Here is a 24,769-nt window from a genome sequence, read left to right on the forward strand (position 1 = left end):
GCGGAAATATGAGATGCACGGAGTGTGCTGCGCCGATATGACCCCTTTGACCACCAGCGCGTTCGATCTTCCCGACCGGCTCGCCGCCAAGGCCGACCCGGCTCTGATCGGCGGCGACGAGCGGCACTTCGCGGCCGTCACGGAGACCCTCGAGCAGACGATCGCCGAACTGACCGGTCTTCTCGACGCCGAACGCCGGGCGCCCGGCGGTGTGGGCCGGCAGGCGATGGACCGGGACGCCGAGATCCACCGGCTGACCGCCCGCCTGCGCACACTGCGCCGCTTCGGCGCGGACCTGTGCCTGGGACACATGGTCGGCGCGGACGATCCCGAACCGGTGTACGTGGGACGGCTCGGCCTCACCGACAGCGCGGGCCGCCGGCTGCTGGTCGACTGGCGCTCCCCGGCGGCCGAGCCGTTCTTCGGCGCCACCCACGCCAACCCGATGGGGCTGGCGAGCCGCCGCAGGTACCGCTGGACCCGCGGCCGGATCAGCGACTACTGGGACGAGGTGTTCACCGCCGACGGGCTGGAGCGGCGCGCCGCGCTCGACGACCAGTCCGCCTTCATCGCCAGTCTCGGCGCCAACAGGTCGGCACGCATGCGGGACGTGCTCGGCACCATCCAGGCCGACCAGGACGCGATCATCCGGGCGGGATCCCGCGGTGCCCTCGTCGTCGACGGCGGTCCGGGCACCGGCAAGACCGTGGTCGCGCTGCACCGCTCCGCCTACCTCCTGCACTCCGACCCGCGTCTCGGTCACCGCCGGGGCGGCGTGCTGTTCGTCGGTCCGCACCGGCCCTATCTGGCCTACGTCGCCGACGTCCTGCCGAGCCTGGGAGAGGAGGGAGTGCGGACCTGCGTCCTGCGGGACCTGGTCGCCGAGGGCGCCACGGCGGTGGACGAGAGCGACCCGGAGGTCGCCCGGCTGAAGTCGTCCGCGGACCTGGTGCGGGCGATCGAGACCGCCGTCAGGTTCTACGAGGAGCCGCCCACCGAGCCGATGACGGTCACCACCCCCTGGTCCGACGTCCTGCTGAGCGCCGACGACTGGGCCGAGGCGTTCGGGGCGGCCGAACCGGGCACCCCGCACAACGAGGCGCGCGACCAGATCTGGGAGGCCCTGGTCACGATCCTGGCGGACAAGCACGACGGCGACGTGTCCCCCGTCCTGCTGCGCAGGGCGCTGCTGCACGACGAGGAGCTGACCGGGACGCTCGACCGGGCCTGGCCGCTGCTGGAGGCGGCCGACCTCGTCTCGGACCTGTGGTCGGTCCCCGCCTACCTGCGGATGTGCGCTCCCTGGCTGAGCCGCGAGGAGGTGCGCACACTGCGGCGCGCGGACGACCGGGCCTGGACGGTGTCCGACCTGCCGTTGCTGGACGCGGCCCGCCAGCGGCTCGGCGACCCCGCGACCGCGCGCCGCCGGCGCCGGCACGAAGCCTCCCTCGCCGCCGAGCGCGAGCGCATGAGCGCCGTCATCGACGCCGTGCTCGCGGCAGACGACGACGGTGAGGGCGCGGTGACGATGCTGCACGGACAGGACCTGCGGAACAGTCTGGTCGACGAGAGCGCGCTGCCGAGCGCCGAACCCGACCTGCTCGCCGGTCCGTTCGCGCACATCGTGGTGGACGAGGCCCAGGAACTGACCGACGCGGAGTGGCAGATGCTGCTGTCGCGCTGTCCGTCCCGCAGCTTCACCGTCGTCGGGGACCGCGCCCAGGCGAGGCACGGATTTCCCGAGTCGTGGCGCGAACGGCTGGAGCGGATCGGGCTCGACCGGATCGAGGTCGCCTCCTTGAGCGTCAACTACCGGACGCCGCGGGAGGTCATGGCGGAGGCCGAGCCGGTCATCCGGGCCGTGCTGCCGGACGCCAACGTGCCGACGTCCGTCCGCGCCGCCGGCATCCCCGTCGGCCACGGTCCCGCCGCGGAGCTGGAGTCGGTCGTCGACACCTGGCTCGCCGCGAACACCGAAGGCACGGCCTGTGTCATCGGCGCTCCCACGTTCCGGGAGACGTCCCGAGTGCGCTCGCTGACACCGGAGTTGGCGAAGGGGCTCGAGTTCGACCTGGTCGTGCTCGTCGACCCGGAGAAGTTCGGCGACGGCGTCGAGGGAGCGGTGGACCGCTATGTCGCGATGACCAGGGCGACCCGGCGGCTCGTCGTCCTCACCAGCTCCTGACCCCCACGCGGCGACGCGGGCTGCCGTCGCCGGTGCCGGCGGTGCGCCGGGGCGGGAGCCGTGCCTCGTCGGACGGCCCGCGCCCGGCCCCACGGGTGTGCGCGGGCCGTCGCGGCCGGGGGCGGCCGATGGCGACCGGGTGTGGCCGTCGGCGGCCGCGGCCGCGTGTGTCCGTGCCGCCGGGTCAGGCGGCGCCGGCCTGCGCGTCCTCCTGCTCCGGCCCCACCAGGGTGTACATCACCGACCTGCCCTGCTTGTGACGCTGGATGCGTCCCTTGGCGACCAGCGCCTCCAGGGTGTTGCGCACGACCTGGGGGGTGGGCTCGCGGTCCGGGTGCTTGCTCAGCAGTTCCTCGCGCAGTTCGGCCGCCAGGCGCGGCTCGCTGTGCCCGCCGAGCAGGTCCAGAAGGAGGTCGCGGAGCAGGACCTGCGGCTCGTCCTTCTTCGCGGCCGCCTTGCCGGCGCTCCGGCCCGTGCTCTTGCCGGCGCTCTTCGAGGTGGTTCCCTCGGTGCTCTTGACGGTGTTCTTCGTCGCGGTCTTCGCGGTCTTCGCGGTCTTCGCCGTGCTCCTGGCGGTGTTCCTGCCGGTGCCGGCGGCGGTGCTCTTCGCGGTGCGCTTCTTCGCGCCGGCCTTGGGAGCCGCCGTGGGGGCGGTCTTCGGGGCGGCGTCCGGGGTCGTCGCGAGGGCGGTCTCGTCCTTCGCGGGCGCCGGGTGCTCGGCCGGGGCGCTGTCGGTGGCGTCCGGCACGGCGGGAGCGCCGGGCGCGGAGGTGGCGGCCGATACCGCGGGGGCCTCCTCCGTCGCGGGCCGGGGGGTGGGTTCGTTGCGGGCCTGCTGCGGCACGTGTGCCGTGTCGGAGGCGGCGGCCGGGTGTCCCGCGAGGTCGAGGATGTCCAGCAGCAGCGTCTCCTCCTGCCGCAGGGTCTCCAGCTGGCGTGTCAACTCGTTTTGCTGACGGCGGTTCTCGGCCAGATCCGTCGCTGCTTGCTCGGCATACCGCGACCGGACCGTGGCCGTGGCTGATTTGGTGGGCACAGCCGTTCACTCCCTTTGGTGGATGACGCTGCGCATGCTACTGGGGGTGTGCGGGCCGTGCCGAGAGCCGGGGAAGAACGCGGTGAGCGGCGTGGACGCCCATCACCCGCTGTCACAGGGGCCGGCGAGGTGTGTCCGGCGGCTTCCGGGCGGCAGGAGGACCGTCGGAAAACCGCCGTATCGAGTGTCACCGGGTCTTTGACGCAGCCGGTGCCGACGGCCGGCCGTCGGCGACTGGATCTCGCCACGGACGGTGGGCGACGCGGCTCGGTCGGCAAGCCGGCACGGCAGTACCGAGGGGGCGGCGGAGTGGTGGTCCCGAAGCGGTCGACGCGGTGGTCCGGAAGAGATCCCCACGGCACGACTTCCGGCGGTGGGCCGGTGGGCACTCCGGCCCACCGGCCGGGCGCGTAGGGGCTGCGGCTGTTCACCTGCCGGCCCCGCGGCCGTGGGCCGGAGTTCGACGAACGTAGCACCGTTGAAAATTTTGCGAAAGAGCTTGCTACGCCTTCGGTTCACTTGTTGCCTGCTGAACTGCCATTTGTGCGCGAAGGGTTGACCGGCGGTAATACAGCGCCGTACGGTCTCGGCCGCAATCTCTTGCAGCAAGAACCAACGGCGGCAAGGGACGGCACAACGGCCTTCTCCGGCACGGCGCGTTGCCACCGAGGCTGCTGCTCCGGTACACCCCACTTCCACAACTGGAGAAACCATGGCCAGAAAGACCGTGGCCGCTGCACTCGCCGTAGTGGCGGGAGCCGCTGTGGCCGTCACGGCACCGACGCCGGCGCAGGCCAGCGCGCCCGGCGGCAAGGACGTCACCGCGGTGATGTTCGAGTGGAACTTCGCCTCCGTCGCCAAGGCCTGCACCGACGAACTGGGTCCGGACGGGTACGGGTACGTCCAGGTCTCCCCGCCCAACGAGCACATACAGGGCAACACCTGGTGGACGGCCTACCAGCCGGTCAGCTACAAGATCGGCACCAAGCTCGGCGACCGCACCGCCTTCAAGAACATGGTCGACACCTGTCACGCCGCCGGCGTCAAGGTGGTCGCCGATGCAGTGATCAACCACATGGCGAACGCCTCCGGGACGGGCACCGCCGGATCGTCCTTCACCAAGTACGACTACCCCGGCACCTACTCGGCCGCCGACATGGACGACTGCACCTCGACCATCAGCAACTACGCGGACCGCTGGAACGTCCAGCACTGCGAACTGGTCGGCCTGCCCGACCTCGACACCAACGAGGCGTACGTCCGCAAGACCATCGCGGGCTACCTGAACGACCTGCTCTCCCTCGGCGTCGACGGCTTCCGGATCGACGCGGCCAAGCACATCGCCGAGGAGGACCTCGCCGACATCAAGTCCCGGCTCACCAGCCCCGGCGTCTACTGGAAGCAGGAGACGATCGGCGCCGCCGGCGAGGCCGTCCAGCCGTCCGAGTACTACAGCACCGGCGACGTACAGGAGTTCCACTACGCCTATGACCTCAAGCGGGTCTTCAACAACGAGAAGCTCGCGGAGCTGAAGAACTTCGGCGAGGCCTGGGGGTACGTGCCCAGCGACAAGGCGTCGGTGTTCGTCACCAACCACGACACCGAACGCAACGGCACCACCCTCACCTACAAGGACGGCGCCAACTACACCCTCGCCCACGTCTTCATGCTGGCCTGGCCCTACGGCTCGCCCGACGTGCACTCCGGCTATGAGTTCACGAACAATGACGCCGCCGGCCCGAACAACGGTCAGGTCAACGCCTGTTACACCGACGGCTGGAAGTGCCAGCACGCCTGGCGCGAGATCGCGAGCATGGTCAAGTTCCGCAACACCGCCGCCGGGACCGCGGTCACGAACTGGTGGGACAACGGCGGCAACCAGATCGCCTTCGGCCGCGGCGACAAGGCGTACGTCGCCATCAACCACGAGGGCTCCTCGCTCACCCGCACCTTCCAGACCTCCCTGCCCGCCGGCGACTACTGCGACGTGCAGAGCGGCAAGGGCGTCACGGTGAACTCCTCCGGCCAGTTCACCGCCACCCTCGGAGCCAACACGGCCCTCGCCCTGCAGGTGGGCGCGAAGACCTGCGGCGGCGGCTCGGGCGGCGGCGACAACGGCGGCGGCCAGAACACGGCGACCGGCGCGTCGTTCAACGTCAACGCCACCACCCAGTGGGGCCAGAACATCTACGTCACCGGCGACAACGCCGCCCTCGGCAACTGGAACACCGCGGCCGCCCTCAAGCTGGACCCGGCGAGCTACCCCGTGTGGAAGCTCGACGTGTCCCTGCCCGCCGGCACCTCCTTCGCCTACAAGTACATCCGCAAGGACGCCTCCGGCAACGTCACCTGGGAGAGCGGCGCCAACCGCACCGCCACCGTCGGATCGAGCGGGCTGGTCACGCTGAACGACACCTGGCGCACCTGACACCCCACGCCCCGCCCCCTCGCGGACCGGACCGTCCGGCGCCCGGCGCACCCGCGCGGACGCCGGGCGGTCCCGGCCATGCGAGAAGCGGCGCGCGGCGCGACGGCCCGCCTCCTCCCCGCCGCCCCCCACCGATCGGCCTGCCCCCCACCGATCGGCCCGCCCGGTACCCAGCGGTCCGGCACCGATCCGTCCGGTCCCGATCGGCCCGGCTGACACCTGTCACCCGCAGGGCCGGCTCCGTCCGACCCGCCGGAAACGTGAACCGGTGTGCCCGGTGGGGCTGTTGGGACGTAACTTGTGCTCCGGACACTCCAGGCCTCGATCGAAGACGGACGGTACCCATGACCCACCCCGAGACGACGCAAGGGCCGGCGGCGCAGCAGAAGATCGACACGTCGGTGCCGCACTCGGCCCGGATCTGGAACTACTGGCTGGGCGGGAAGGACAACTACCCCGTCGACGAGGAGGCCGGCGACGCGTACACGGCCGTCTTCCCCGGCATCGTCACCATCGCCCGCAGCAGCCGCGCCTTCCTGCGCCGCAACATCACCTACCTGGTGGCCGAGGCGGGCATCCGGCAGTTCCTGGACGTCGGAACCGGCCTGCCGACGGCCGACAACACCCACGAGGTGGCCCAGCGCATCGCCCCGGAGTCCAGGATCGTCTACGTCGACAACGACCCGATGGTCCTGACGCACGCCCGCGTCCTGCTCTACTCCGCCCCCGAGGGCGCCACGGCCTACGTCGACGCCGACGTGCTGGAACCGGACCGCATCCTGGAGGCCGCCGCCCGGACGCTGGACCTCACCCGGCCCGTCGGCCTCATCCTCAGCAACATCCTGGGTCACATCCCCGACTACGACCAGGCGCGCTCCGTCGTCACCCGCCTGATGGGCGCGCTCCCCTCCGGCAGCCATCTCTCCGTCAACGACGGCTCCCGCGGCATCGACCCGGTCTTCGAGCGCGCCCAGGACGCCTACAACGACAGCGGCGCCGCCCCGTACGTCCTGCGCACCGTCGATCAGATCACGTCCTTCTTCGACGGCCTGGAACTCCTGGAACCGGGGGTCGTGTCGGTCCCCCTGTGGCGTCCGGAGGGCGCCTCCTCGGGCCTGGAGCCCATCGGCGAGCACGGCGGTCTCGCCCGCAAGCCGTGACCCCCTGACGGGCGCGCCCCGGCGTGGCGAAGGGGCCCGGATCCCATGAGCGGATCCGGGCCCCTCAGGGGCGTTCCGGCCGGCCGTCGTCGGGGACGGCCGCCGGCCGGGGTTCGCGATAACAACGGGAACGGACGTGGCCATCGCCCGGCCCCGGTTTCCCGCGGGCCCGGTACGTTCCTCGTGGTGGCGTGACCGGGCCGGCCGGGATCAGGCGCAGGTTATGCCGATGCAGATGGTGTTCAGCGCCGTCAGCAGGCCGACGCAGGCACAGGTGCCGCCGTAGGAGGCCTCCATCTCGACGGGCTCCGTCTCGCGCAGGGCGTGCAGCTCCGCCAGCAGTTCAAGGTCCAGGTTCTCCATGGGTGTTCCTTTCCTCGGTGGGGGTTGAGCGGCGAAGGGACCGCGGCTCAGGGGGTGGCGACCGGGTGGAGCGCTTGGTGCGCCACCCGGGGGTCTGTGGGGCTTCGGCGCCCGGCCGGCGGCGGGACCGTCCAGAGCCTGGGGGAGGTGTGGCGCAGCCGCAGGAGGAAGGCCAGGATTCCGGCGGCCCCGTCGCTCCAGCCGGTCGACACGTCCCCGTACTCGTTGGGAAAGACGACGTGGCCGTGCCGATGGGAGCGCTGGGTGAGGATGAGGCGCGCCAGTTCCTCGGCCAGGGCGCGGTGGGCGGTGTCCTGCGTGGCGGCGGCCATGTCGAGCAGGAAGTCGCCGTTGCCCGCCAGGCCGTGGCACTGGGTGAGCGGAGCGCGGGAGGCGTACTCGGCCACGGCACGCGTCGCGCGGTGCGCGAGGTCGCCGAACCGGTCGTCGCCGGTGGCCCGGTACAGCTGGACGAGGAACGTGCCGATGCCGGCGGAACCATGGCACCAGTACGGGGTCGTGGGTTCGTTCGCGGCCTGGGCGGGCCAGTGGGCGGCCTCGCCGATCAGCACGGCGTGGGCCATCAGGTGCTCGCCCGCGTCCAGGGCCAGGTCCAGGAGGTCGGGCCGCCGGGCGGCGGACGCGGTGGACAGAAGGAAGCTGCCGATCCCGGCGACGCCGTGCGCGAAGCCGAGGTAGCGCTTGCCGGCCAGCCGGGAGACGGCCTCGGCGGGCGCCGCCCAGCTCACCCCGGTGGGCTCGGGCTCGGCCGCGACGGCCAGTTCGTCGGCGGCGGCGACGGCCCGCTCCAGGAAGCGCGCGTCGCCGGTCCGGTGCCACAGATGCAGGGCGGCGAGTCCGCTGCCGGCGGTGCCGTGCGTGATGTCGTGGCTCGGCGTGTGGCGCAGCGGCGCGAGGGCGAGTGCGAGGGCGTGGTCGGTGAGCCGGCCGTCGTCGACGGCGCGGCCCGCGTCGTACAGCGCCCAGGCGGTGCCGCGTTCGCCGAAGTGCAGACCGGGGCGGGCCTGACGGGTGTCGGTGTGCCGGGTGATCCAGTGCCCCGCGGTGGAGATCACCTCCGGCAGGCGTGGATCGCCGGTGAGTTCGAAATACCTCGTGAGGGCCGCGAGGACGCCGGCCGCGCCCTGCTGGACCGTGCAGGGGGCGGTCTCCCCCGCGGTGGTCGAGACGGGCCACAGCCGTCCGTCGTCGTCCGGCGTCATGGTGCTCAGGAGGTGGTCGACGATCCCGGCCACCGGGTCCGGGTCGCCGTCCGGTGCGGCGGGAGCGTGTGCCGGGCGGCGCGGCGGGGTGGACGTCGCCTGCGGCGGCGCCAGGGTCCGCAGGGCCTCGCGCGCCCTGTCCAGGTCCCAGCGTGCGGCGGGCTCGTCCCTCATCAGCCCGAGGACCATCGCCACCAGGCCGTCGGCCAGTCCGAGCCGCCCGGCGCAGGCGGTCAGCCACGCGGCGAGCCGCTGTTCCACGGGCCTGGTGGCGGGCTCGTCGTCCAGCAGGGTCGGCACCCGGCCGGCCAGGACGAAGCAGGCGGTGGCCCCGACGCTGTAGAAGTCGGCGGTCCGGGACACGGGCGCGTCGACCAGGCGTTCGGGTGCGCTGAACCCGGGGGTGCCCAGCCGCGTCGGCGGGGCGGACGTCTCGTCGAGGACGGTGAGTTCCAGGTCGATCAGGCACAGCCGGCCGTCCGGACGGACCATGACGTTGCCGGGGGTGAGGTCCCGCAGGACGCAGCCCTGCGCGTGGGCCGCGGCCACCAGGTCCACCAGCCGCACCACCACGTCGAGGGCGTCGGCCCGGTAGCGGTCCGCGCCGACGGTGCGGAAGCGGTCCGACACCCAGGTGCGCAGGGTGACCCCCGGCACCTCCTCCTCGGCGAGGAACAGGTGCCGGCCGTGTTCGAACAGGGCCAGCGGCGCCGGCGCCAGGCCGAGCCCGTCGAGCCGCTCCAGCGCACGGGCCTCGTCGCGCAGCCAGTCCTGTACGCTCCGGCCGTCCGTGTCCTCCTCGACGTGCGGCCGGGCCTCCTTGATCACCACGGGGGCGCCGGTGCGCACGTCGGTGCCCCGGTAGACGCCGCCCTTGTTGGTGTGCCGGATCGCCTCCCGCACGGCGAAGCGGCCGCCCAGGGTCACCGGCCCGCCGGACGGGGCCTGCCGGTCCGGTACGTCGGGAGCGGAGGGGAAGGGCGAGACGGCCCAGGAAGGCGGGTCGTACCGGCCGGTGCGCCGGTCCTCCACCGGGTTGCCGTCGGGGTCCGTGATGTACCACACCATCAGGCCCTCGTCCGAGAGGTGCCGCCGGGCGACGAACGCCCCGTAGCGGTAGTGCACCAAGCTGCCCGGCGCGTACGGCCGGTCGGACAGGATCTGCGGCCCGGCCAGACCGGCCGTGGCCCGGTGCAGCTCCTGCGCCAGACGGGCGGCGGCGATGTCGTCGCGCGGATAGACGGTGATGAACTTCCCGGAGCTTCCCCGGGGTGTGCTGCGGGAGTTGAGGGCGCTCACCTTCTCCCGTGAGCGGGCGAACTTGAACGCGGAGTCCTCCGCCAGGAGTACACCCAGTGCCCGGGAGAGGACCGCGGGGGCGGAGGCGACCGTCGCCGACAGGTGCAGCTTCCAGCCCTGCTCGGGCACCGCCCCGGAGGCCGGCGTGACATGGCACCACGTCTCGTCGCGGGAAGTGCTCCAGCGCGCGCCGGTCGCGCCGGCGCGCAGCGCTTCACCGACGAGGCGCTCGAGGTCGCCTTCCGTGTCGAGGTGCCCGGTCATCTCAGTCCCTTCCGCCGGTCGAAGCCCTGACGTTCCGCCTGTGTCCATCGGTCCGGCAGTCGCCCGCCGTGTCCTTTCGGCGCTCGGTGGCGCCGGGAGGAACGGTGTTCCCGCTCCTGCGGTCAGGACCAAGGTGCCCACAGCGGCGTGCCGTTGGCGCGCGGTGCCGCGCAGACGGGTGACGGCCTCACACGGGAGGCGGACAGCGAGGGGCCGACGGGGTGGCCGGAGGTTTCCGGTGTGCGGTGGTGTGGCGGCGGTGGTGTGCGGCAGTGGCCGGGGCCCCCGCCACCGCTCGCCGACGGTCGGCGCGAGCGGCGCGCACGAAGGGGCGCGGGGAACCGTGCGAGGGCGGCCCGTGCGACTGCGGGTCTGGACGTCTGGGGGCCTGAGGGGGCTGGGGACGCAGCCCCAGGACGGGAAGGGCAGGGGGGCGGCGGCGGTGAAGACACGTGCGGAACCCGGGCGTTGGGCGAGAAAGCGGCACCTGTGGTCGGGACCCGGAGAGCGGTGAGGTGATCGGTTCGGGGCGGGTCGCGTCGCGGCGGCTGGCATGATGAGCGGATGGACGCCCCCATCCCGATCGACGTCGACACGTGGCCGCGCCGACAGCACTTCGAGCACTACCGCCGCCTCGTCCCCTGCGCGTACTCGATCACGGTGGAGCTCGACGTCACGGCGTTCACCGAGGCGCTGCGTCCGTCGCGACGCAAGTCCTACATCGCGCAGGTCTGGGCGCTCGCCACGGTCGTCAACCGGCACGACGAGTTCAGGATGTGCCTCACGGAGTCGGGCGACCCGGCCGTCTGGCCCGTCGTGCACCCGGCCTTCACGGTGTTCAACCCGGAACGCGAGACGTTCGCGTGCGTCTGGGCCCCCTACGATCCCGACTTCGGCGCGTTCCACGACGTGGCCGCCCCGCTGCTCGCTGAGCACGGCCGTGCCACCGAGTTCTTCCCGCAGGGGGCGCCGCCGGACAACCGGTTCGACGTGTCGAGCCTGCCGTGGACGTCCTTCACCGGGTTCCACCTCGACATCGACGACGGCTGGGAACACCTGGCGCCGATCTTCACGCTCGGCCGGTACGCCGAGCGGGACGGCCGGGTGCTCCTCCCCCTCGCCGTACAGGTGCACCACGCGGCAGCGGACGGGTTCCACTCGGCGCGGCTCGTCAACGAGCTCCAGGCACTTCTCGGGGACCCGACCTGGCTGGAAGAGGGCCCGAAGCCGTAGGCCCGGTGACGGGGCCGGAGTTGAGAGGTTCCGGAGTTCTCCTTTCCCGGCCGCCGTCGATTCCCGTGCCGTGCCCGTGGTCGAGGGCCGCGCGGCCGTGGGCGCGGGACCTCGAGCCCAGGCGCCGACGGAGCCGGGCGGGGAGACGCCGGCCCGGACCGACCGGCAGTCCTCCGTGACGGTCGCGCCCGGCGGCTGGTCCCGTCTTCTCGCGTCCAGGCAGCGGCGGACACGGCGTGCTCCCCGTCGGCACCGCCCGGAACCGGACTCTCGGCGACAGGGCGGCGAGCCGCGCGACCCTCGTGCCGCTCGACGCGAACGGCCGTGCACCGCCCGTGCCGCCGCGACGCGAACGGCCGTGCACCGCCCGTGCCGCCGCGACGCGAACCCCGTCCTTCTCGGTCGCGTACCTCCGGCGGGGCCCGGAGGCCTGGCGGCCGTGGCTGAGCCACCGTCGACCGCGCCCTGGTCGCGGACCCCGCCGAATTCGCGGACCATGGGCACGCGCCCTCGGACGGCCGCGGGGCCCGCGCAGCCACCCACCCCACGACGAACGAAGGAAGGCACGTCTATGCATGGCGCCCACCGCCGAGCCCGCCGGACCGCCGCCCTCACCGGCGCGGTCGGCGCGGCCCTGCTCGCCGCCGGACCCGTGATGGTCCTGCGCGGTCGCAGCGGCCGCAAGGAGATCCGTACGGAACTGGCCGCGCAGAGGATCGCGTTCCCCGCCCGCGGACTGCCCGCCCACCTCGCCCGTCTCGCCGGAGAGCGGGTGGAGACCGGACCGCACGCCCACGCCTACGCCGCGCTGATCAAGGACCATGTCGCCCGGGCCACCGGCGGCCGGACCTACGCCGAGATCACCGAGGAACTGCACGCCACGGGTGACGACGAGGAACTCGCCGAGTTGCGGCAGACGGCCTTCATGGGCGAGACACTGCGCGCCTCGCTGCTCTCCGCCTACCAGGCGTGGCACCTGACCACGCTGGTCACCGGCCTGGGCGCCCTCCTGACCGGAGTGGGCGCGACCCTGCTGGCCACCGTCGGACCGCCGGGAGCGGACACCCGCCGCGGCTGAGCTGAGGCACACGGGACGCGGGCGGGCGCGCGGGGAGGAACAGGGCCGATCGGCCCTGGCCCTCCGGCCCCGGTTCGGGGAAGGATGGCCGAGGAGACAGAGGAACATCACGAGGAGTGACCGATGGCGGACCGCGAGCAGGCAGGCCCCGACACCCCGATCAGGGTCTTCCTCCTCGACGACCACGAGGTGGTGCGCCGTGGGGTGCACGACCTGCTGAACGACGAGGCGGACATCGAGGTGATCGGCGAGGCCGGCACCGTCGAACAGGCACTGGTGCGCGTCCCCGCCCTGCGTCCGGACGTCGCGGTGCTCGATGTGCGGCTGCCGGACGGCGACGGCGTGACCGTGTGCCGCGAGCTGCGCTCCCGCCTGCCGGAGCTGGCCTGTCTCATGCTGACCTCGTTCGACGACGAGGAAGCGCTGCTGGACGCGATCATGGCGGGCGCCTCCGGATACGTGCTGAAGCAGATCCAGGGCTCGGACCTGGTGTCGGCGGTGCGCACCGTGGCCCGCGGCCAGTCGCTGCTGGACCCGAGCGCCACCACCAAGCTGATGGCCCGGTTGCGCGGCGGACAGCAGCGGGAGGAGCAGCCGGACGAACTGCCCGGCCTGACCGACCGGGAGCGGGAGATCCTGGCCCTGATCGGTGAGGGCCTCACCAACCGGCAGATCGGCCGGCGGCTCTACCTCGCCGAGAAGACGGTCAAGAACCACATCTCCCGGCTGCTCGCCAAGCTCGGCGTGGAGCGCCGTATCCAGGCCGCCGTGATCGCCACCCAGGCCAAGGACCGCCTGCGCGGCGACAGCCGCTGACCAACCCCGGTCCCGCTGACGAATCCCAGACCTGCCGGGGGGCCACCGGGCCTGAGCCGACAGACCCACGGCCCTGCCCATGGGCCCGGCCCTGCCCACGGCCCCGGCCCCTCGGCAACCCGCCCCGCCCGGTGCCGCGCGCACCCGCCGATCCCGCTGGTGCGCGGTCCCCGTTCGCCATGCCGTTGCCGGGCGGCAGCCACTAGTGTGACCCGTGAGCGGTCCGGTTCTCGGCACGTCGTGGGCATGGAGGAACAGCGGTGGGAAGGTCCGGGGAAGCCGCCCGCGTCCGCCTGCCACAGCTGCGGCTGGACGAGTTGCTGGAGGAACTCCAGGCCCGCCTCGACGCAGCGCGTGGCACCCGGGACCGGGTGCACAGTCTGCTGGAGGCGGTGCTCTCCGTCGGCCGGGAGCTCGACCTCGAACAGGTGCTGCACAGCATCGTCGAGGCGGCGGCGACACTCGTGGACGCCCGGTACGCGGCGCTGGGAGTGATCGGACCCGACGGCACGCGCCTGTCGGCGTTCCACACCATCGGCGTGAGCGAGGAGCGGATCGCCGAGATCGGTCCGTACCCGGAAGGGCACGGGATCCTGGGGGAGTTGATCCGGCATCCGGAGCCGTTGCGGCTGGCGAAGCTGTCGGAGCACCCGGCGTCGTACGGTTTCCCGGCGCACCATCCGCCGATGAACACGTTTCTGGGTGTGCCGATCCGGGTGCGGGGCCAGGTGTTCGGGAACCTGTATCTCACGGAGAAACGTGGTGGTGCGGAGTTCGACGACGAGGACGAGTCGGTCCTGTCGACGTTGGCGGTGGCCGCGGGTGTGGCGATCGACAACGCGCGGCTGTACGAGGAGTCCCGGCTGCGTGAGCGCTGGCTGCGGGCCAACGCGGAGATCACCCGCAGTCTGATGTCCGGCGCCGCCCAGGCGGAGGTCCTGGCGCTGATCGCCGAACGCGCCCGGGAGATCACCGGCTCGGCCCTCGCCGCGATGTCCACGCCGGTGAAGGACACCGACACCCTCACCGTGGAAGTGGCCATCGGACAGCAGGCCGAGGTGCACCGAGGGCTCGTGCTGTCCGTGGAGGGCACCCTGACGGGCGAGGCGTTCGCCGAGGGCGCGCCCGTGTGCAGCCCGGACGTCGAGCACGACGAACGTGTCTCGGCCGGCCCGCCCCGCTTCACCGGTCTGGGCCCCGCCGTGGCCGTCCCCATCGGCGCCGGCGACCACATACGCGGCGTGGTGCTGCTCGCCCGGGTGACCGGCGCCGGCGACTTCTCCGACAAGGAGGTCGAGCCGCTGAAGAGCTTCGCGGGGCAGGCGGCGCTGGCGATGGAGCTGGCCGAGCGGCGTCAGGACGCCGAGCAGATCGCGTTGCTCGAGGACCGGGACCGGATCGCCCGTGACCTGCACGACCTGGCCATCCAGCGGCTGTTCGCCACCGGGATGACCTTGCAGAGCGCGGGCCGGTTCGTCGACCACGCGGGCGCGAAGGAACGCGTGCTGCGGGCCGTGGACGACCTGGACGAGACCATCAAGATCATCCGCTCCACGATCTTCGGACTGCGCGCCCGGGACGGTGACGCGGCTCCCGGTCTGCGGGCCCGGGTGGTGCGTGTGGTCGGCGAGGTGGCGCCCGCGCTGGGTTTCGCCCCGAGCCTGCGCATGGAGGGCCTGCTCGACACCCACGTGGGCAGGGAGACCGCCGACCACGTGGTCGCGGTGCTGTCCGAGGCCCTGACGAACGTGGCCCGGCACGCGCACGCCCGCCGTGTCGAGGTGGTGCTGGAGACGGACGGCAGGACGGTACGCCTCGCCGTGACCGACGACGGCGTGGGCATCCCCGAGGAGGGCCGCCGCAGCGGACTCGCCAACATGGCCGAACGCGCCCGGCAGCTCGGCGGTGACCTGGAGCGGGCCGTCCCGCCGGGCGGGGGCACCGCCCTGGTGTGGCGGGTGCCGCTGAGGGAGCGGTGAGCGGGCCGCCGCACACCGCCGGAGCGCTCACCTCAAGGCCCCTGCCGCCGCCGTGTCACAGCAGGTTGCTCCAGTGGGGCCGGAAGCGGGTCAGGACCTGTGGCAGCTGGTGCGGTTCCCGCACGTCACCGGCGCCGTCCTGTGGGTCGGCGGCCGGCCGGCGCTGTCGCCACGCCCCGCGCCTCCGTCGCCGTCACCGGTCCCGTGACCGGATCCGGCCGGCCGGACGCGGCGCGCGGAGCGGAGCGGCGGACCGGCTGACCCCGGCGGTCCGCACCGGCGGCCGAGGCCCCCGTCCGGTGGCCCCGGCACACCGGGCGGGGCCCGGTCGGTCGTCGGTACACGCACGGACACCGCCACCGGCGTCAGTGGTGCCGGTGGCGGTGTGTCCGGGGTGTGCCTCCGGGTGTGCCTCAGGGGCGGTCAGCCCGCGGTGGTGCGCAGGTCCGTGAGTTCGCGGCCGGTGACCATCGCGGCCTCGATCCTGATGAAGACGTCGTCCTGGATGGGCAGCCACGAGTGGGGGCCCGTCCGCAGCAGATGTTCGTGCTCGGCCGGATCGGTGACGACGAGGGCCCGCCCGGTGACGACCACGCTCCAGCCGGACCGGCTCCCGGCGTCGAACCGGTCCGCCTCGAAGGCGACCACGACACCGTCGACGGCACGCACGAGGTCGGAACCGGCCGAGGTGCGCACCAGCACGGACGAGTCCGGGGCCAGGGCGAAGTTCACCGGCAGCACGGCGGGCAGCGCCTGCCTGGTGTACACCACGCGGCCCACCGGCACCTCGGCCAGCAGACGCAGGCACTCCCGTCGGTCCATCGAGCGAAAGCCGTCGTTCTTCAGCATCCCCCCATCGTCCCCACACCCCGGGCCGATCGTTAGGGCCGATCGGCCCCCGTTCCCGCGCGGGGCGACAGGCCCCGCCGCCTCGGGACGGCCGGTCCCGGGATCGGGACGATCTTCTTCGGGCACGGCGGGTGGGTGGTCCGTGTGCGGGACCGGGCGGCGGGTGCGACGGTGGGGGAATGCACGACGGCCGTGACCCCGCCCCCGAGCGGTCCCCCGTACGCGGGATCGACCACGTCGGCGTCACCGTCCCCGACATCGAGGCCGCCACCGACTTCTTCGTCCGCGCCCTGGGCGCCGAGGTGCTCTACGACACGCTGCGCCGGGCGGACGGGCCGAACAGCGGGCCGGCGATGGAACGGCGGCTCGGGGTGCCGCCGGGCAGCGTCCAGCGGGCGATCCGGATGCTCGCCCTGCCGCACGGTCCCGGCCTCGAACTCTTCGAGTTCGACGCTCCCGGCCGGCGGCCACCGGCACTCCCGTGCGACCTCGGCTGGCAGCACCTGGCCGTCTACGTCGACGATCTCGACGACGCCGTCGCGCGGGTGGAGGAGGCGGGCGGACGCGCCCTGTCCGAGCCCTGCCCGCTGCCCGGCCCGGAGGCGGGCCCGCGCAACCGCATGGCCTACACGCACACCCCGTGGGGCAGCACCCTGGAACTCATCACCTACCCCGACCCCCAGCCCTACGAGAACCGCACCCCGCACCGCCGCCGGCGCCCCTGACCGGACGGGGGGCTTCCCTCCGGACCCGGCACTCGCCCGTCCCGCCGACGCCTCCCCGCCGGAAGAGGCGGACCGGGCCACGGCGCTACGGCAGTTCGGCGGGGCCGTACAGGGCCTCGGGCCGGTCGGTCTGCAGGGCCCAGTAGCGGTCGCCCCAGCTCCAGTGCCACCATTCCGTGCCGTAGTTGACCAGGCCGGCCTCGGACAGGGCGTCGGCGAGGAGTCGGCGGTTGGCCCTGGCCGCCGGGCTGATGTCCAGGGCGTCGGTGTAGCAGGCGCCGTCGCTCTCCTCCGGCGTGGCGTTCAACCGGGTGCCCATGTCCAGCTCGCGGCCCCGCTCGTCCACGAGGGTCAGGTCGACGGCCGCTCCCGCGCTGTGCGGGGCGATCTCCGGCGGCGAGACATAGCGGCCGGCCGCGGTGAGAACACGCTCCGGGGACCAGTCGGGCCGGCTGCGGCCGAGCTCGGCGGCGTACTCCTCGAAGTACCGCCGTTGCAGGACGGGCGGCCGGTAGCCCTCGACGAACAACAGGGCCACTCCCGGGGGGAGTCGGGACTGGGCGTGCGAGAGCCGGTCGAGGAGGCCCTGGCGCAGATGGGCGAAGGAGCCGTCCGCGTCCCGCCTGCGGGCGTCGACGCGGATCGCGCCGTGCGCCCGGACGTCGACCAGCCGCTCGCCGCACTCCCGTACCGGTATCGCCGCCACCCGTGGATCGGACATCAGTACGACGCTCATTCCCGCTCCCAGTCCCAGGTGTCGAAGTAGGCGGCCACACCCGTGCGGCGGGCCTCCATCACCGCGGTCAGCCGCTCGAAGTCCCGTGGCGGCATCAGCGGCCGCCACCGGGGCAGGGACAGGACTCGCACCTCGTCGTGTTCCTCGGGGTCCAGGACGATGCCGCGGATCCGGGCCCCGGTGAGCCGACCGCCGTCGAAGACCATGCCCATCGTGCTGTACGGCCACTCCTCGCCGGGCAGCCCGAAGACCGCCGCGAGCAGGCGCGGCGGGCCCTCCACGGTGATCCCGGTCTCCTCCCGGCACTCCCTGACGGCCGTCTGCCACGGACGCTCCCCGGGGTCCATGGTGCCGCCCGGCAGGTGCCACGGGTGCGTCGCACCGTAGACGGAGCGGAGCTGGACGGGCCGGTCCCGCTCGTCGGTGAACAACACGCAGGCGAAGCCGGTCGCCTTCATCAGGGTCTCGGCGTACTCCTCGGGCGGCAGCCAGACACGGCCGCCCACAGACGTGCGCCGGGCGGCTTCCGCACCGGGCACCGGCACCGGATCACCGACCGCCGCCACGGCTTCACCATCCCCTCCGGCTCGTTCGCACCGCGCAGGCGCGGCGGGCGAGAGCTGCTTCGCGGCGCGCAGGTGCGGCAGACAACAGGCAACAGGCATGAGGAACAACGGATGCCGCCCCGGTCCGTCACGGCTTCCGGCGGGCGGAACGCGGCGAGTCCGGCCGGCGGAGGAGGCGAGCGGCCTCGCGGCTCATGAGTTCGTCCGCGTCCGGGTCCGCGCCGTGCCCGGCCCGCGCCGCCCGGAGACCCGCGGCGGCGCACGCCGGCACCCCGGCGAAAGGCCGCGTCACGCGGTGGCCGGGCGTCAGTCGATCGGCCAGGTGTGGACGGGGGCGTTGAGGTGCATGTACTCGATGTACTGCTCCGTCATCCGGCGCAACGACTCGTGGCGGCCGCAGCGGGCGGAGGCTTCCAGCCGGTGGAACATCTCCTTCTGCCAGACCGCTCCGTTGCGGCCGGTGACGCACCGCTGCTCGATCACGCCGAGCAGCGGTTCCCGCCAGGCGTCGTCCATGCCGGACAGCTCCAGCCCCCGGTGTGCCATCGGCAGCAGCCGCCGCAGGACGAGTTCGGGCACCGGCACCTCGCCCATCCCGGGCCAGTACAGCCGTCCCTCGATGCCGTGCCGTGCCGCCGTGTGCAGGTTGTCCTCGGCGGCCGAGAAGGACATCCGCGACCACACCGGCCGGTCCTCCTCCACCAGGGCCCGGATGATCCCGTAGTAGAAGGCCCCGTTGGCGAGGGTGTCGGCGACGGTCGGGCCGGCGGGCAGCACCCGGTTCTCCACCCTCAGGTGCGGCTTGTCCTGGGCGATGGCGTAGACCGGGCGGTTCCAGCGGTAGATGGTGCCGTTGTGCAGGGTCAGCTCGCCCAGCTCCGGGACGTCGCCGCGGTCCAGGGTCTCCCCGGGGTCCTGGTCGTCGCAGAGCGGGAGGAGGGCCGGAAAGTAGCGCAGGTTCTCCTCGAAGAGGTCGAAGACGCTGTTGATCCACCGCTCCCCGAACCACACCCGGGGCCGCACCCCCTGCACCTTGATCTCCTGCGGGCGGGTGTCGGTGGCCTGTTCGAACAGTGGGATGCGCGTCTCGTGCCACAGCTCCTTGCCGAACAGGAACGGCGAGTTGGCCGCCAGCGCGACCTGCACCCCGGCCACCGCCTGGGCCGCGTTCCAGTAACCGGCGAACTCCTCCGGGGACACCTGGAGATGGAACTGCGTGCTGGTGCACGCGGCCTCCGGGGTGATCGTGTCCGCGTACGTCCGCAGCCGGTCCACGCCGTCCACCTCGATGCGCAGGTCCTCCCCGCGCGCGGCGAAGACCTGGTCGTTGAGCAGCCGGTAGCGCGGGTTCTCCGAGAGCGCCGCGTGGCCGACGTCCTCCTGCCGCAGCGTCGGCAGGATGCCGATCATGATCAGATGCGCGCCGACCGACCTGGCCCGCCGGTCCGCGTGGTTGAGCGCGGCGCGGATCTCGGACTCCCAGGCGTCGGGGCCGCCGGCCGTCAGCCGGCGCGGCGGGATGTTGGTCTCCAGGTTGAACCGGCCCAGTTCCGTGGACCAGGCGGGGTCCGCGATCGCCTCCAGGACGTCGTTGTTGCGCATCGTCGGTTCCGCCCGGTCGTCGACCAGGTTCAGTTCGATCTCGAGTCCGACCTGGGGCCGCTCGGACTCGAACCGTGCGTCGCGCAGCATCTGCGCCAAGGCGTCGAGGCACTCCTGCATCTTGATCCGGTAGCGGCGGCGGTCCTCACGGGTGAACACCAGCGCCGGGACGTCCCGTCCCATCGGGCCTCCCAGGTTGCCTCGCGCGGACATCCTCCACACCTCAGCGTCGCACCACCGGGCGATCTCGACCACGCGACGGGGGAGAGGCCCGGGCGCACGGCCCGGTCACCGGAACCCCGATCGAGAAAGTGAATTCGTCGCCGAAGAGCCCCTGGGCGACGAATTGCGCGGAATCCATGGCACTTGGCGGATGGAATCAGTAGGGTTCCCTCATCGTCGCGCGTCGGGTGCTTCCCGTTCCCGGCCGTATCCCAGAGAGGCGACGCCCATGGACTCCGGCTCCCGGGAACGACGGCTGACCGTCACCGAGCGGACGCGCCACCGCCGGCTGCGCCGGCAGGGCAGCCTCGACCGCGACCGGCTCGACGCGATCCTCGCCGCCGGCTTCGTCTGCCACCTGGGCGTCACCGTCGACGGGAACCAGCTGGTGGTGCCCACCGTCTACGGCTCCGACGGCGACACCCTGTACTTCCACGGTTCGGTCGCCAGCCGCAGCCTGGTCGCGTCGCCGACCGCCACGGTCTGCGTCACGGTCACCCACGTCGACGGCCTCGTCCTGGCCCGCTCGGTCTTCGAGCACGGGGTCAACTACCGCAGCGCCATGATCTTCGGCACGCCCCGCCCGGTCACGGACCCGGAGGAGAAGCTCGCCGGCCTGCGGCGCCTGACCGAGCAGGCCGCGCCCGGTCAATGGGACTACGCCCGTCGTCCCGACGCCAGGGAACTCGCCGCCACGGCCCTGCTCGCCCTCTCGCTGGACGAGGCGTCCGTCAAGATCCGCACTGGTGCTCCGGACGACGGCGACAGCGAGGACGCCCGGCTGGGTCTGTGGGCGGGCGTCCTGCCTTTGCGGACGACGTGGGGCGAGCTGGAGAGCGACCCGCTCCTGCCCGAGGGCGTCGAAGCGCCCGGCCACCTGACGAAGCGGGTCGGCTGCCGCGCCAACTGACCCGGGCCGGGGCCGGCCGTGGCCGGTCGGCCCCGGCCGGAACCGGCCACCTGACGAAGCCGGCCGGAACCGGCCGGTCCGAGCCGGTCAGGTCGGGTTCGGCGTGGCCGGTCGGGTCGGCGCCGGTCAGCCGACCGTGGGCCGGAGGCGTACGGGGAGGGTCCGGTGGCCGTTGCTGATGAGGGACGGACAGGGCGGCAAGTCCTTCGCCGGGACCGTGAGTTCGATCTCCGGGAAGCGGTCGAAGAGCAGCCGGAGGGCGGTGGCCACCTCGATGCGGGCGAGCGGCGCGCCGAGGCAGAAGTGCACGCCGTGGCCGAAGGCGAGGTGGTCCTTCACCGCCCTGGTCGCGTCGAAGACGTCCGCGTTCGGCCCGTGCCACTCAGGGTGCCGGTTGGCGGCGGCGTAGGACGCCAGGATCGCCTCGCCGCGGGCGATGGTCCGCCCGTCGGGCAGCGGGATGTCCACGAGGGCGTAGCGCAGCGGGAGGTGCTTGACGGCGGGTTCGTGCCGCAGCGTCTCCTCCACGACGTCCGACCAGTTCACACGGCCCGCGCGGAGGTGGGCCAGCTGTTCGGGGTCGGTGAGCAGAGCCGTGACGGCCTGGTCGATGACGTTGACGGTGGTCTCGTACCCGGCGCTGATCATCAGCAGCAGGGTGTCGCGCAGTTCGGTGTCGGACAGGGTGCTGCCGTCGCCCTCGTCGTCGCGGGCGGCGATGAGCAGACTCGTCATGTCGTCGCCGGGCGTGCGGCGTTTAGCGGTCACGAGCCGGTCCAGCGCCTCGTAGAGAGCGGCGGTGTTGGCCTCCGCCTCCTCGGCGGTGAGCGTGGTGGTGAAGACGCCGTCGACGAGCGCGCGGAAGTCCTGCCGCTGGTCGTCGGGCATGCCCATCAGTCCGCCGATGACGGCGATCGGCAGTGGGTAGGCCAGGTGTTCCCGCAGGTCGACCGGCTCCCCGGCGGGCAGGGAGTCGAGACGGTCGAGGATCGCCGTCACCGTCGCCTCCACGACGGGACGCATCGCCTCCACGCGACGGATGCCGAAGGCGGGAGCGATCATGCGGCGCAGCCTGCGGTGGTCGGTGCCGTAGGCCGTGAACATGTTCCTGGCCGTCACCCACAGGGCGAGCGGCCAGGTGGTGATGGTCCCGGCGAAGGCCGGCCAGTGCGCGGCGGCGTCCTTGGAGACGTCCGCGCTGGTCAACAAGCGTTTCAGCAGGGTGGGTTCGGTGACGGCCCAGGCGGTCACGCCGAGGATGTCCACTCGGGTGGCCGGGCCGCGGGCGCGCAGTTCCCGGTGTTCGGCGTGGTGGTCGGAGCCGGTGGGATCGAGGACGTACGTCGGCTGCTCGGTCACGAGTGCGGCCTCCTTCAGCGGATGGCCCCAGCATGTCTACCCCGCCGTACCTCCGTGGCAATCGGCTCGCGGGGGCGGGAACCGGCCGATGTGCCGCCGGCCGCGGGGGGCCTCTGGATTTTCGTCAAGCCCGAGCTGGTCATGCGGTGACCGCTTTGGGGAGGCGTGGTTCGTAGAGGGTTCCGTCGCGGAGCATGGCGAAGAGGACGCTGATGCGGTGGCGGGCGAGGCGGAGGAGGGCGCAGGGAGCGGCGGTAGTCGGTGAGGGCTCCAGTCGCCCAGAGCGGTACCAGGCGCGGGAGTTCGGAGCGCGGGACGGTGCCGCGCACACAGCGCAGGCCGAGCTTGGCCAGGGAGTCGGCGGTCTCGTTGAGGGGGTGGCCGACGTGGGCCTTCTCGTGGACGAAGGTCAGGTGCGGGGTGTACTCGGCGAGCATCTGCAGCTTCATCAGGCTGGGCTTGCGGCCCTGGGAGCGCAGGTGGGTGTCGTATCCGTCGGGCATGTCCGCACCGCCCCGCTGCCAGTGATGCAGGTGTTGCAGCGCTTGGAGGTTGTCCACGCGGACCCCGACCGGCCGGCCGGGGTGGGCGCCCAGGACCGTCCTGAGTCCCCAGTACACGGCGCGCAGTTCGGCGACGACCACGCGGGCGTGGGGGTGCGCGAGGTACTTGGGGTAGAGGTGGGCGCGCAGTCCGGTGTGGCCGGTGGTGGCCAGGTAGCCGGAGGCGACCCGGTCCGGGCCGACCGATGCGTCGGTGGCCAGCACGATCGAACCGGCGACGGCCTTGACCTTGTCGTTCACGAACACCTGGCGGCGGGCGGAGGTGGTGGCGCGGGGTGCGTGGGCGAGGGGAGAACGGCGACCCAATTCTCGGCGGCCACCGGGGCGGCCACCGCGGCTCCGAGTGTGATACCGGGGATCGGGACCGCGGTCGCGGTCCTGGGCGGCGGCGCCGCCGATGCTGCCGCGGCACTCAAACTCCAGGTCGACATGTGCATGTGCCTGGTCGAGGTGTACGAGACCGAGCTGAGCGACGAGGACAAGAAGCAGCTCGCCTTCTTGCTCGCGTTGGCGAGTTCGGGGGAACAGATGGCGGCGAAGGGCGGCAAGGCGGCGGTCATGAAGGTCGCCGAGAAGCTGGTCTACCAGTACCTGAGAGGACCCGCCCTGGTCACGATCAAGCAGCTGTTCAAGCGGCTCGACCAACTACGTACTGACGAGGGTGGTGGGCAGGGTCGCCGTAGCCGTCCTGGCCAAGGATGTGAAGTAGCCCCGTTGCTCACCCCGGCAGAACGCGGGTGCCCAGCCGCCCGTGCGACTGGGCCCAACGGCGGTGGTGAAGGTACGGCTCAGACGGTCCGGTCGGCGGCCAGCCGGACGAGCCCGGCCCACGCGTCGGGGGCGACCGTCAGAACCGGTCCGGACCGGACCTTCGAGTCCCGGATGTGTACGGCCCCGGAAGCCTCGGCCACCTCGACGCATTCGCCGCCGTTGCCCGTGCTGTAACTGCTCTTGAACCAAGCGGCTTCCGGCACAGCCGCTCTGCTGCGCTGCACGTTCATGCCTCTCCCATCAGTTGCTCGATGAACGCCGACGACTCGCTCGGGGTCAGCGCCTGTGATCGGAGGATGCCATAGCGTGCTTCGAGCGTCCGTACGTATGAGGTATCGGTGTAGAGACGGCTGTCGTCCTGGACCTCCGCATACGCGATGCGATGCCCCTTGTCGGTGTCGATCAAGGTGAAGGGGCCGCCGAGCGCGGCGTGATCCTCGCGTCCGATCGGCATGACCTGCACTTCCACGTTCCTCGACTGCCCAGTGAGCAAGATCTGTTCCAGAGCCCCGCGCATGGTTTTCGGGCCGCCGAGCCGCCTGCGCAGCACCGCTTCCTCGATGACGAAACTCATCAGAGGGGCTGGGCGGCGGGAGAAGATGCTCTGCCGCACCATACGAGCTTCCAACCGCTGCTCGATCACCTCGTCCTCCAGCAGTGGGCGCTGCATCTGGAAGACGGCCCGTGCGTAGTCCTCCGTCTGCAACAGCCCAGGGATGGCGTACAGGGCATACACATTCAGCGCCGTCGCCCGAGCCTCCAAGCGCGCCGCGTCCCGGAAGAACGCCGGATACTGCGCCCGCCCCACCTCCTCCTTCAGTGCCTTGAGGACGCCCCCGGCGTCCAGCAGCTCGTCGGCGCGGTCGATGAACCTCGGCGAGGGAATGCGCCGCCCCTGCTCGAAGGAGGCGATCGACTGGGCCGCGTAGCCCGTGAGTCTCCCGAACTCCGGCCGTTCCAGGCCCGCCCGCACCCGCAGCAGCTTCAACTGCCGCCCGAACGCCGTCACCACGCCCGATCCCGGTTCGTCCTCCGGCCTCGGCCCCGCGTCCTCCCGCGGCCCCACGACCTCGCCCCGCTCCACCGACTCCATCGGCTCCACCGCCTCCCCGGCCCAGTTCCCTGGCCCAACGCGCCCGCCCCGAGCCGGTCACGCGGCGCGTCCCGTACACCTCCCGCTCCGTCGCGTACAACCGGCACGCGACGGCGCGTCACCACTGGTCACGCTACGCCACTGCGGCAAGTGTCGAGGGCATGAACAACGAGATCGTCACTCCTTCCGGCACCCCTGCCCGTCGTCCACCGCTCCGGCCGTGGCCCGGTAGCAGCGCGGGCCCTGGACGGCGCCCTGGACGGAAGATCGGCACAGCGGCCACACTTGACCCCTGACATGACTGTTGTT

At 72.6% G+C, this 24,769-nt stretch carries 19 protein-coding genes and 1 pseudogene; 9 read left to right on the forward strand and 11 right to left on the reverse strand.

Translation table 11 applies throughout. From position 1 onward, the window contains the following. Window positions 1–37 precede the first annotated feature (37 nt). Window positions 38–2,185 (forward strand): RNA polymerase recycling motor ATPase HelR, encoded by a 2,148-nt coding sequence (helR, locus tag ACH5A8_RS30270; RefSeq protein ID WP_399007152.1) that lies wholly within the window; start codon window positions 38–40, stop codon window positions 2,183–2,185. Window positions 2,186–2,369: 184 nt separating this feature from the next. Here the strand turns inward: helR and ACH5A8_RS30275 are convergent, their stop codons facing one another. Next, complete coding sequence (locus tag ACH5A8_RS30275) at window positions 2,370–3,128, reverse strand: hypothetical protein (RefSeq protein ID WP_399007153.1); 759 nt, start codon at window positions 3,126–3,128, stop codon at window positions 2,370–2,372. Window positions 3,129–3,933: 805 nt separating this feature from the next. Between ACH5A8_RS30275 and ACH5A8_RS30280 the strand changes: the two genes are divergently transcribed. Together ACH5A8_RS30280 and ACH5A8_RS30285 are read left to right on the forward strand one after the other, a co-directional pair. After that, on the forward strand, window positions 3,934–5,649 hold the full coding sequence (locus ACH5A8_RS30280; RefSeq protein ID WP_399007154.1) for a carbohydrate-binding module family 20 domain-containing protein: 1,716 nt from the start codon (window positions 3,934–3,936) through the stop codon (window positions 5,647–5,649). A gap of 344 nt (window positions 5,650–5,993) precedes the next feature. After that, window positions 5,994–6,809: an SAM-dependent methyltransferase gene (locus ACH5A8_RS30285; RefSeq protein ID WP_399007155.1), complete on the forward strand. Its 816-nt coding sequence runs from the start codon at window positions 5,994–5,996 to the stop codon at window positions 6,807–6,809. A 210-nt stretch (window positions 6,810–7,019) separates the two neighbouring features. Here ACH5A8_RS30285 and ACH5A8_RS30290 read toward each other — a convergent pair whose 3' ends face one another. Further along, window positions 7,020–7,172, reverse strand: coding sequence for a VenA family class IV lanthipeptide (locus ACH5A8_RS30290; protein ID WP_399007156.1), 153 nt, complete (start codon window positions 7,170–7,172; stop codon window positions 7,020–7,022). Between the two features lie 47 nt (window positions 7,173–7,219). Further along, window positions 7,220–9,958, reverse strand: a complete 2,739-nt coding sequence (gene lanL / locus ACH5A8_RS30295) for a class IV lanthionine synthetase LanL (protein ID WP_399007157.1) — start codon at window positions 9,956–9,958, stop codon at window positions 7,220–7,222. A 564-nt stretch (window positions 9,959–10,522) separates the two neighbouring features. Here lanL and catA point away from each other — a divergent pair. The 4 genes from catA to ACH5A8_RS30315 all read left to right on the forward strand — a co-directional run bounded on the left by catA (window position 10,523) and on the right by ACH5A8_RS30315 (window position 15,064). After that, on the forward strand, window positions 10,523–11,191 hold the full coding sequence (gene catA, locus ACH5A8_RS30300) for a type A chloramphenicol O-acetyltransferase (protein ID WP_399007158.1): 669 nt from the start codon (window positions 10,523–10,525) through the stop codon (window positions 11,189–11,191). Window positions 11,192–11,762: 571 nt separating this feature from the next. Next, window positions 11,763–12,269: a hypothetical protein gene (locus tag ACH5A8_RS30305; protein WP_399007159.1), complete on the forward strand. Its 507-nt coding sequence runs from the start codon at window positions 11,763–11,765 to the stop codon at window positions 12,267–12,269. A gap of 123 nt (window positions 12,270–12,392) precedes the next feature. Then, window positions 12,393–13,085 (forward strand): response regulator, encoded by a 693-nt coding sequence (locus ACH5A8_RS30310; RefSeq protein ID WP_399007160.1) that lies wholly within the window; start codon window positions 12,393–12,395, stop codon window positions 13,083–13,085. 260 nt (window positions 13,086–13,345) lie between these two features. Then, entirely contained in the window at window positions 13,346–15,064 is a 1,719-nt protein-coding gene (locus ACH5A8_RS30315) for a GAF domain-containing protein (RefSeq protein WP_399007161.1), read from the forward strand. Between the two features lie 423 nt (window positions 15,065–15,487). On the opposite strand, the gene ACH5A8_RS30320 is transcribed toward ACH5A8_RS30315, so the two are convergent. Next, window positions 15,488–15,913 (reverse strand): pyridoxamine 5'-phosphate oxidase family protein, encoded by a 426-nt coding sequence (locus ACH5A8_RS30320; RefSeq protein WP_399007162.1) that lies wholly within the window; start codon window positions 15,911–15,913, stop codon window positions 15,488–15,490. A gap of 179 nt (window positions 15,914–16,092) precedes the next feature. On the opposite strand from ACH5A8_RS30320, the gene ACH5A8_RS30325 reads away from it, so the two are divergent. Next, window positions 16,093–16,638 (forward strand): VOC family protein, encoded by a 546-nt coding sequence (locus ACH5A8_RS30325; protein ID WP_399007163.1) that lies wholly within the window; start codon window positions 16,093–16,095, stop codon window positions 16,636–16,638. An 85-nt stretch (window positions 16,639–16,723) separates the two neighbouring features. Here the strand turns inward: ACH5A8_RS30325 and ACH5A8_RS30330 are convergent, their stop codons facing one another. The 3 genes from ACH5A8_RS30330 to ACH5A8_RS30340 all read right to left on the reverse strand — a co-directional run bounded on the left by ACH5A8_RS30330 (window position 16,724) and on the right by ACH5A8_RS30340 (window position 19,725). Continuing rightward, on the reverse strand, window positions 16,724–17,374 hold the full coding sequence (locus tag ACH5A8_RS30330; RefSeq protein WP_399007164.1) for a M15 family metallopeptidase: 651 nt from the start codon (window positions 17,372–17,374) through the stop codon (window positions 16,724–16,726). After that, window positions 17,371–17,832: an NUDIX domain-containing protein gene (locus ACH5A8_RS30335; protein WP_399007236.1), complete on the reverse strand. Its 462-nt coding sequence runs from the start codon at window positions 17,830–17,832 to the stop codon at window positions 17,371–17,373. Before ACH5A8_RS30335 ends, ACH5A8_RS30330 begins: the two co-directional genes overlap by 4 nt. 414 nt (window positions 17,833–18,246) lie before the next feature. Beyond that, window positions 18,247–19,725, reverse strand: coding sequence for a glutamate-cysteine ligase family protein (locus ACH5A8_RS30340; protein WP_399007165.1), 1,479 nt, complete (start codon window positions 19,723–19,725; stop codon window positions 18,247–18,249). Window positions 19,726–19,993: 268 nt separating this feature from the next. Between ACH5A8_RS30340 and ACH5A8_RS30345 the strand changes: the two genes are divergently transcribed. Further along, window positions 19,994–20,674: a pyridoxamine 5'-phosphate oxidase family protein gene (locus ACH5A8_RS30345; protein WP_399007166.1), complete on the forward strand. Its 681-nt coding sequence runs from the start codon at window positions 19,994–19,996 to the stop codon at window positions 20,672–20,674. 126 nt (window positions 20,675–20,800) lie between these two features. Here the strand turns inward: ACH5A8_RS30345 and ACH5A8_RS30350 are convergent, their stop codons facing one another. From ACH5A8_RS30350 to ACH5A8_RS30365, 4 genes and pseudogenes are all read right to left on the reverse strand, one after another. Then, window positions 20,801–22,033: a cytochrome P450 gene (locus ACH5A8_RS30350; RefSeq protein ID WP_399007167.1), complete on the reverse strand. Its 1,233-nt coding sequence runs from the start codon at window positions 22,031–22,033 to the stop codon at window positions 20,801–20,803. 139 nt (window positions 22,034–22,172) lie between these two features. Beyond that, a pseudogene (locus ACH5A8_RS30355) lies at window positions 22,173–22,340 on the reverse strand (IS110 family transposase); the annotation flags it as partial. Between the two features lie 1,044 nt (window positions 22,341–23,384). Continuing rightward, entirely contained in the window at window positions 23,385–23,597 is a 213-nt protein-coding gene (locus tag ACH5A8_RS30360) for a DUF397 domain-containing protein (protein ID WP_399007169.1), read from the reverse strand. After that, complete coding sequence (locus ACH5A8_RS30365; RefSeq protein WP_399007170.1) at window positions 23,594–24,460, reverse strand: helix-turn-helix domain-containing protein; 867 nt, start codon at window positions 24,458–24,460, stop codon at window positions 23,594–23,596. Before ACH5A8_RS30365 ends, ACH5A8_RS30360 begins: the two co-directional genes overlap by 4 nt. Between the last annotated feature and the right edge of the window lie 309 nt (window positions 24,461–24,769).

This window comes from Streptomyces sp. NPDC018610 (assembly GCF_044391765.1).
GTDB lineage: Bacteria > Actinomycetota > Actinomycetes > Streptomycetales > Streptomycetaceae > Streptomyces.